At 36.5% G+C, this 7,146-nt stretch carries 8 protein-coding genes; 5 read left to right on the forward strand and 3 right to left on the reverse strand.

Annotated features, from left to right (window positions below; translation table 11 throughout):
* The first annotated feature begins 21 nt into the window (after positions 1-21).
* From ACQKNR_RS13975 to yugI, 3 genes are all read left to right on the forward strand, one after another.
* On the forward strand, positions 22-519 hold the full coding sequence (locus tag ACQKNR_RS13975) for an Lrp/AsnC family transcriptional regulator (protein ID WP_427318425.1): 498 nt from the start codon (positions 22-24) through the stop codon (positions 517-519).
* Positions 516-1,706, forward strand: coding sequence for an aminotransferase (locus tag ACQKNR_RS13980; protein ID WP_427318426.1), 1,191 nt, complete (start codon positions 516-518; stop codon positions 1,704-1,706). The genes ACQKNR_RS13975 and ACQKNR_RS13980 overlap by 4 nt, the downstream gene beginning before the upstream one ends.
* A gap of 254 nt (positions 1,707-1,960) precedes the next feature.
* Positions 1,961-2,305 (forward strand): S1 domain-containing post-transcriptional regulator GSP13, encoded by a 345-nt coding sequence (gene yugI / locus ACQKNR_RS13985; protein WP_000003765.1) that lies wholly within the window; start codon positions 1,961-1,963, stop codon positions 2,303-2,305.
* 110 nt (positions 2,306-2,415) lie between these two features.
* On the opposite strand, the gene ACQKNR_RS13990 is transcribed toward yugI, so the two are convergent.
* Positions 2,416-2,649 (reverse strand): DUF378 domain-containing protein, encoded by a 234-nt coding sequence (locus ACQKNR_RS13990; RefSeq protein WP_000105788.1) that lies wholly within the window; start codon positions 2,647-2,649, stop codon positions 2,416-2,418.
* 273 nt (positions 2,650-2,922) lie between these two features.
* Here ACQKNR_RS13990 and ACQKNR_RS13995 point away from each other — a divergent pair, with 273 nt between their 5' ends.
* Positions 2,923-4,275: a glucose-6-phosphate isomerase gene (locus tag ACQKNR_RS13995; RefSeq protein WP_427318427.1), complete on the forward strand. Its 1,353-nt coding sequence runs from the start codon at positions 2,923-2,925 to the stop codon at positions 4,273-4,275.
* A gap of 100 nt (positions 4,276-4,375) precedes the next feature.
* Positions 4,376-4,795, forward strand: coding sequence for a YugN-like family protein (locus ACQKNR_RS14000; RefSeq protein ID WP_427318428.1), 420 nt, complete (start codon positions 4,376-4,378; stop codon positions 4,793-4,795).
* On the opposite strand, the gene ACQKNR_RS14005 is transcribed toward ACQKNR_RS14000, so the two are convergent.
* Positions 4,782-5,777, reverse strand: a complete 996-nt coding sequence (locus tag ACQKNR_RS14005; protein ID WP_427318429.1) for a potassium channel family protein — start codon at positions 5,775-5,777, stop codon at positions 4,782-4,784. The two genes, ACQKNR_RS14000 and ACQKNR_RS14005, sit on opposite strands and share 14 nt — an antisense overlap.
* Before the next feature lie 246 nt (positions 5,778-6,023).
* On the reverse strand, positions 6,024-6,704 hold the full coding sequence (locus ACQKNR_RS14010; protein WP_427318430.1) for an MgtC/SapB family protein: 681 nt from the start codon (positions 6,702-6,704) through the stop codon (positions 6,024-6,026).
* Positions 6,705-7,146 lie beyond the last annotated feature (442 nt).

The following is a 7,146-nucleotide window of genomic DNA, read 5'->3' on the forward strand; positions in this document are numbered from 1 at the left end:
CGAAAAGGAAGGATGAATGATATGGTGACAGAAAAAGAATTAGAAGTATTGGCTTGTCTTGAAAAGAATAGTCGTTTATCGGTAGATACATTAGCGAAGCTGTTAAATATAGAAGTAGAAGAAGTAAAGAAGATGGTTACGAAGTTAGAAAGTGAAAAGATTATTGTGGACTATGTAACACATATTGATTGGACAAAGGTGAAAGAACATACTGGCTTAACGGCGATGATTGATGTGAAAGTTACGCCCAAGCACGGCGTTGGATTTGATGCAGTTGCTGAACAAATTTATCGTTATTCAGAAGTGAAATCCGTGTATTTAATGTCAGGGACATATGATCTTTCTATTACATTAGAAGGGAAGACGATGGGAGAAGTAGCGATGTTTGTTTCTGAGAAATTAGCAACAATTGAATCTGTTGTTTCTACGACAACGCATTTCATTTTGAAGAAGTATAAACATGAGGGGATTATTTATGAAAAAAACGATGATGATAAGAGAATTGTGGTGACGCCATGAAGCAATTTGAACTATCTAGAGCAGCAGAATCTTTACAACCATCTGGCATTCGAAAGTTTTTCGATTTAGCAGCGAATATGAAAGGTGTTATATCTCTTGGGGTAGGAGAGCCGGACTTTGTTACACCTTGGAATGTAAGGCAAGCATGTATCCGTTCTTTAGAACAAGGATATACAGCATATACAGCAAATGCAGGATTATTGGAGCTCCGTCAAGAAATAGCAAAGTATCTAAAAAAACAATTTGCAGTATCTTATGATCCAAACGATGAAATCATTGTTACAGTTGGAGCTAGTCAGGCGTTAGATGTAGCGATGCGCGCCATTATAAATCCTGATGATGAAGTGCTCATTATTGAACCAAGCTTTGTTTCTTATGCACCGCTTGTGACATTAGCTGGGGGAGTTCCGGTTCCCGTTGCGACTACTTTAGAAAACGAGTTTAAAGTACAACCAGAACAAATTGAAGCAGCTATTACAGCAAAAACAAAGGCAGTTTTACTTTGTTCCCCAAATAACCCAACAGGTGCAATGTTAAATAAATCCGAACTAGAAAAATTAGCAGTAATTGTTGAGAAGTACAATTTAATCGTATTATCTGATGAAATTTATGCAGAGCTTGTATACGACGAAGTATATACAAGTTTTGCAAGTATTAAAAATATGCGTGAGCATACGATTTTAATTTCAGGATTTTCAAAAGGATTTGCGATGACAGGATGGCGCCTCGGTATGATTGCAGCTCCGGTTCAATTTTCAGAATTAATGCTCAAAATCCACCAGTATTCTATGATGTGTGCACCGACGATGTCTCAATTCGCAGCACTTGAAGCGTTACGCGGGGGGAACGATGAAGTCATTCGGATGAGAGATAGCTATAAGAAACGTCGTAATTTTATGACGACATCTTTCAATGAAATGGGATTAACGTGTCATGTGCCGGGCGGAGCGTTCTATGTCTTTCCTTCTGTTGCCTCAACTGGGCTATCTTCAGCGGAGTTTGCAGAACAGTTATTACTAGAAGAAAAAGTGGCTGTTGTACCTGGGAGTGTATTTGGAGAAAGTGGTGAAGGATTTATTCGTTGTTCGTATGCAACATCGCTTGAACAACTTATGGAAGCAATGAAGAGGATGGAAAGGTTCATAGAGAATAAAAAAAGGACAAAACATAATACGTTTTGTCCATAAAAAGGGGGGGAATACTAGAAAGCCATGTGTTAGTATTCTATCCCAATATTGGAGAATTATACGTACTATAGGAAATTTTTTCATGAATTTTGAATGAGTTCTGTCATAGTGGTATAATTTACTAATATAAGGTGTGCGTATGTTAAGTAGCGATACTTAACATACGTACTAATTAATCGGATATTTAAAATAAATACATCTGCTTTGCAATCTACATTTGTAGAGAAAATGGTAAACGTATGGGAGTGTTTCATATGTCAGAACAATATACAACAGGAGTGGTTGTAACAGGGAAAGTGACTGGAATTCAAGATTACGGTGCATTTGTAGCGTTAGATGCAGAAACACAAGGACTTGTGCATATATCTGAAATTACAAATGGATATGTAAAGGATATTCATGACTTTTTGAAAGTCGGCGATACAGTAGAAGTAAAAGTACTTTCAATTGATGAAGAGCACAGAAAAATGAGTTTATCGTTAAAAGCGGCGAAAAGAAAACAAGGACGGATTCTTATACCGAATCCATCTGAAAACGGATTTAATACGCTGCGAGAAAAGCTGACAGAATGGATTGAAGAGTCCGAGTTAACAAAGTAAAAGAGGAGCGCATATGAGCGTTCCTCTTTTACTTCATCTTATGATATATATTTGCAAATATGATTGCATGCAATCATATTCGTATGTCGGAGGTGAAAAGGACATACTGGTTATCGAATTTCGTTTGTTTCTGGGTGAGTACCAAGATTTTCAGATGGTTTAAAGAGTAAACCAAGATTGATAAGCCCAGAAATACCAACGATGCCGTAAATAATACGTGCGAGAGCTGAGTTTTGTCCACCGAAAATGGCTGCCACTAAGTCAAACTGGAAGAACCCGATCAGTCCCCAATTCACAGCGCCAATTACAGTGAAGACTAATGCGATACGTTGTAGAGTACTCATGAAAAAGCCCTCCTTAATTGTGAAGCATGAGCAAACGATGAGTTAATCAACTCTTTTATAGAATGGTGTAGTTATGTTGTTTTTATACATAAAAATGTACGAAAAAGGATGTATATACATCTATACCGAAAAATACGAATTTTTATGCAAAAAATGAACTTTTTCTAAAAAATATATATTGGTTACGTTTACAATTGTTGAATCGCTTGATTTACAACTTCAGTTTCGCTAAAGTGAATACAGAAATACATATACATTATTGGAGGGAAAAAGATGAGTACACATGTAACGTTCGACTATTCTAAAGCGTTATCCTTCATCGGTGAACATGAATTAACTTATTTACGTGATGCAGTGAAAGTAACACATCATGCAATCCACGAAAAAACTGGAGCTGGGAACGATTTCCTTGGGTGGGTAGAGCTTCCGCTTCAATATGACAAAGAAGAATTCGCTCGCATTCAAAAATGCGCAGAAAAAATTAAAAATGACTCTGACATTTTACTTGTTGTAGGTATCGGTGGTTCTTACCTTGGAGCACGTGCGGCAATCGAAATGTTAAACCATTCTTTCTACAACACGCTTTCTAAAGAACAACGTAAAACTCCACAAGTGCTATTTGTTGGACAAAACATTAGCTCCACTTACATGAAAGATTTAATGGATGTATTAGAAGGTAAAGACTTCTCTATTAACGTTATTTCCAAATCAGGTACAACAACAGAGCCTGCAATCGCATTCCGTATTTTCCGTAAGTTATTAGAAGAGAAATATGGAAAAGAAGAAGCTCGCAAACGTATTTATGCAACTACAGATAAAGCACGTGGTGCATTAAAAACATTAGCTGATAACGAAGGTTATGAAACATTCGTAATTCCAGATGATGTTGGCGGTCGTTTCTCTGTATTAACACCAGTTGGTCTATTACCAATCGCAGTAAGTGGCTTAAATATTGAAGAGATGATGAAAGGTGCAGCTGCTGGTCATGATGACTTCGGGACATCAGAACTGGAAGAAAACCCAGCTTACCAATATGCAGTAGTTCGTAACGCTTTATATAATAAAGGAAAAACAATTGAAATGCTTGTTAACTATGAGCCAGCACTTCAATACTTCTCTGAGTGGTGGAAACAGTTATTTGGTGAAAGTGAAGGAAAAGATCAAAAAGGTATTTTCCCATCTTCAGCAAACTTCTCAACTGATTTACACTCATTAGGTCAATACATTCAAGAAGGTCGTCGTGACTTATTCGAAACAGTTCTTAAAGTAGGTAAATCTACTCATGAACTAAAAATCGAATTAGATGACAACGATTTAGATGGATTAAACTACCTTGCTGGTGAAACGGTAGACTTCGTAAACACAAAAGCATATCAAGGTACATTACTTGCACATAGCGATGGCGGAGTACCAAACTTAATCGTAAACATCCCTGAATTAAATGAGTACACATTCGGTTACCTTGTATACTTCTTCGAAAAAGCATGTGCGATGAGCGGCTACTTATTAGGCGTAAATCCATTTGATCAACCAGGAGTAGAAGCATACAAGAAAAACATGTTTGCTTTACTTGGTAAACCAGGATTTGAAGAATTAAAAGCAGAATTAGAAGAGCGTTTAAAATAATAAAAAGCGACCGATCTCGGTCGCTTTTTATTATTTTACCGAAAAGTACATCGGTATATTTAAACTGGAGTGGGTATGCTAAAGGAAAAGTCTAGGAGGGATGGACTTGATTCCGATTCAATCAAAGTTAGAAGGACATACATATGCGTTATATAAGTTAGAAGAGGTTATGAAACCACTTGGCTATAGTGTTGGTGGTAATTGGGATTATGATAAAGGATGCTTCGATTACAAAATCGATGAAGAAGATGGGTATCAATTTTTACGAGTGCCGTTTACAGCAGTGGATGGAGAACTAGATGTACCTGAAGTAGTAGTTCGTCTTGAAACGCCGTATATTCTTTCGCACGTATATCAAGACGAACTAGATGATAATGTGAATACTTTAACAGCTGGAACGGGTGGGGTTGATCAATTTGCTGAGCCGAAAGATGCAGATGGAGATGTGAAAAGTAAGTATGTCAATATTGGGAAAGTACTAGTACAGGAACTAGAGCGTCATTTTTTTAATGGCGAATAACAATGAGTATGTCGCCTTCGATAAGAGTGAAGGAATGAACTGGATTAATCATATATTGATCGTCACGCTTTATGCCTAGTAAAAGAATGTTTTGTTTTAAAAGAGTATAGCTACAATTTGCAAAAGTTTGCCCTATACATGCTGGTGTCAGCTCCATCAGTTGTAATTTGTTATCAGAGATTTCATCGTAAAGTGAGAATAGTACACCTGAAATAGAAGGGAATAAAAGCGAAGCGGTAAACACGTAGCTTGTTAATTTATTTCCTTCGATAATTTCTGATACGCCAGCTCTCGTTGCATTTTGGATTTGATCCGAAGTAAGAAGTTCAGCGATGCAGTGAATGTTTGGATTCAGTCCTTTTGCAGTTAAAATATTTAAAATGGACTGTGTATCAGCTAAGCTTTCATTTTTTTCTTTATCAGCCGTTATTAATATGGTATGTGCTGTTGTAATATTAGCTTTTAATAAAGTTTGATCGTGATGAGGACATCCTTTTATAAATTCTAAATGATGAAATGGTTTTGGAAGTAAAGAAAGTGTTTCATCAATTAAAACGATATCAAGGTTTGGTTGTAATATGTGCATTTGTTTTACAACATGTTTTGCGCGCTCATTCCAGCCGACGATAATCATATGACCGTTAGATGTAGCAGCTTCTTCACCTTTAATCTTCATATATTGTTTACTAATCATTTCAGTAGCGAACAGAACCATATAATAAGAGCAAAAGCCAGTCCCTAATAAAATGATGCCTATACCAATCAATTTTCCTATGGTTGTATGGGGAGCAAAATCGCCATATCCAACTGTGAAAATAGTAACGATTGACCACCAAATTCCATCAAACCATGTGGTGAAGTGAGAGGGCTCTAATCTATGTATAAGAAAACCGGAAAAAGCAGTAAGTACAATAATAAAACAAATTAAACGAAAAATAATGGAATCACGAAATGTATCTACTAAATTCGGACGGGATTTCAATTTCCTATTCCTCCTTGCTTTGCAGGACTACATTCATTGTTACCATTATAGAAAAAAGAAAAACTCTCTAAATGAAGAGAGTTTGTCCCGCTATTTGCGGGCAGTAAGCCCCCTACCTCAGAATTCAGCGAAAGCAAAGAAGTTAGATGGGGGTCGGGCTGCCCGTAAAAGCCCGATTGGTGAGGGCTAATAATCAGTGGGGGATGAAGAAAATCCCCACTGATTAAAGTTTCACTTTATTTCATGTTACATACTTTCCACTTCGGTTTGCTGGACACTTTCAAGATGCTGGAGAGCATAGTAAACATCAGCAGTATGCTTTTTTTGATCAATAGACAATTTAAGATGTAAATAGTGAGAACCATTTTCTAATGTTTTGAGCTTCATATTCTTCACTTTTATATCCATTTCTTTTATCTCTTCAATAACAATCGGGATATTGTCCATATCGCGCACAACAAGTTTAACTGCGATATCACGTTGGCGAAATGATCTCGGCCCTAAAAATTTCATCGTTAATGGTATAAGTTCTACACTAATCATAAGGAAACACATCCCGAAAATCGCTTCGATATAAAATCCGGCCCCAACGGCAATGCCAATACCAGAAGCACCCCAAATCATAGCAGCAGTTGTTAGTCCTGCAATACTATCATTGCCTCTGCGTAAAATAACACCTGCACCTAAAAAACCAATCCCTGATACAATTTGAGCGGCAAGTCGAAGGGGGTCCATATTCATATGATCGGTATGTGGTAAGTTATAAGCTGCTTTAATAGAAACAATTGTTAGGAGGCAACTAATAATAGAAATAACTAAACAAGTTTTTAAACCAAGTGGCTTACGTTTTAATTCGCGTTCTAAACCAATGGCGAATCCTAAAATAGCCGAGAGACCTAGCTTGAGTAATAAATCGGTATAGTCCATATATATTCCTCCTTGTATGATATGGTATATGAATAAAACGTTTATTATAGAAAAAAACGTTTTTTGATGGAGTAACTTTATATAGAATATATGTAGGGATTACTCATACATGAAAGAGATATTTCGTTTAAGTATATGATATTAAAAAAGAAATGTGGGTGGTTTTAAAAAAAGTTTATAAAAGGTGTTGCATTTCATTTTTTACCATGATATATTAATAACCGTCGCTGATGCGGAAACGCAGAAAACGATAAAAAAGAAATTGAAAAACTTAGTTGACATCGAAAAACGAAGATGTTAACATAAGGAAGTCGCAAATGAGCGACCAAGTAGTTCTTTGAAAACTGAACGAAACAAACAACGTGAAACGTCAATTTTTATTTTAGATGCTAGACAAACTAACTTTATTGGAGAGTTTGATCCTGGCTCAGGATGAACGCTG

This window comes from Bacillus sp. NPDC094077 (assembly GCF_050279465.1).
GTDB lineage: Bacteria > Bacillota > Bacilli > Bacillales > Bacillaceae_G > Bacillus_A.

What these genes read in the sequence shown, in the direction of transcription:
- ACQKNR_RS13995 (WP_427318427.1), top strand. Translation starts at nt 2,923, where the DNA reads ATGAGTACACATGTAACGTTCGACTATTCTAAAGCGTTATCCTTCATC.
- ACQKNR_RS13980 (WP_427318426.1), top strand. Translation starts at nt 516, where the DNA reads ATGAAGCAATTTGAACTATCTAGAGCAGCAGAATCTTTACAACCATCT.
- ACQKNR_RS14000 (WP_427318428.1), top strand. Translation starts at nt 4,376, where the DNA reads ATGGACTTGATTCCGATTCAATCAAAGTTAGAAGGACATACATATGCG.
- yugI (WP_000003765.1), top strand. Translation starts at nt 1,961, where the DNA reads ATGTCAGAACAATATACAACAGGAGTGGTTGTAACAGGGAAAGTGACT.
- ACQKNR_RS13990 (WP_000105788.1), bottom strand. Translation starts at nt 2,649, where the DNA reads ATGAGTACTCTACAACGTATCGCATTAGTCTTCACTGTAATTGGCGCT.
- ACQKNR_RS14010 (WP_427318430.1), bottom strand. Translation starts at nt 6,704, where the DNA reads ATGGACTATACCGATTTATTACTCAAGCTAGGTCTCTCGGCTATTTTA.
- ACQKNR_RS13975 (WP_427318425.1), top strand. Translation starts at nt 22, where the DNA reads ATGGTGACAGAAAAAGAATTAGAAGTATTGGCTTGTCTTGAAAAGAAT.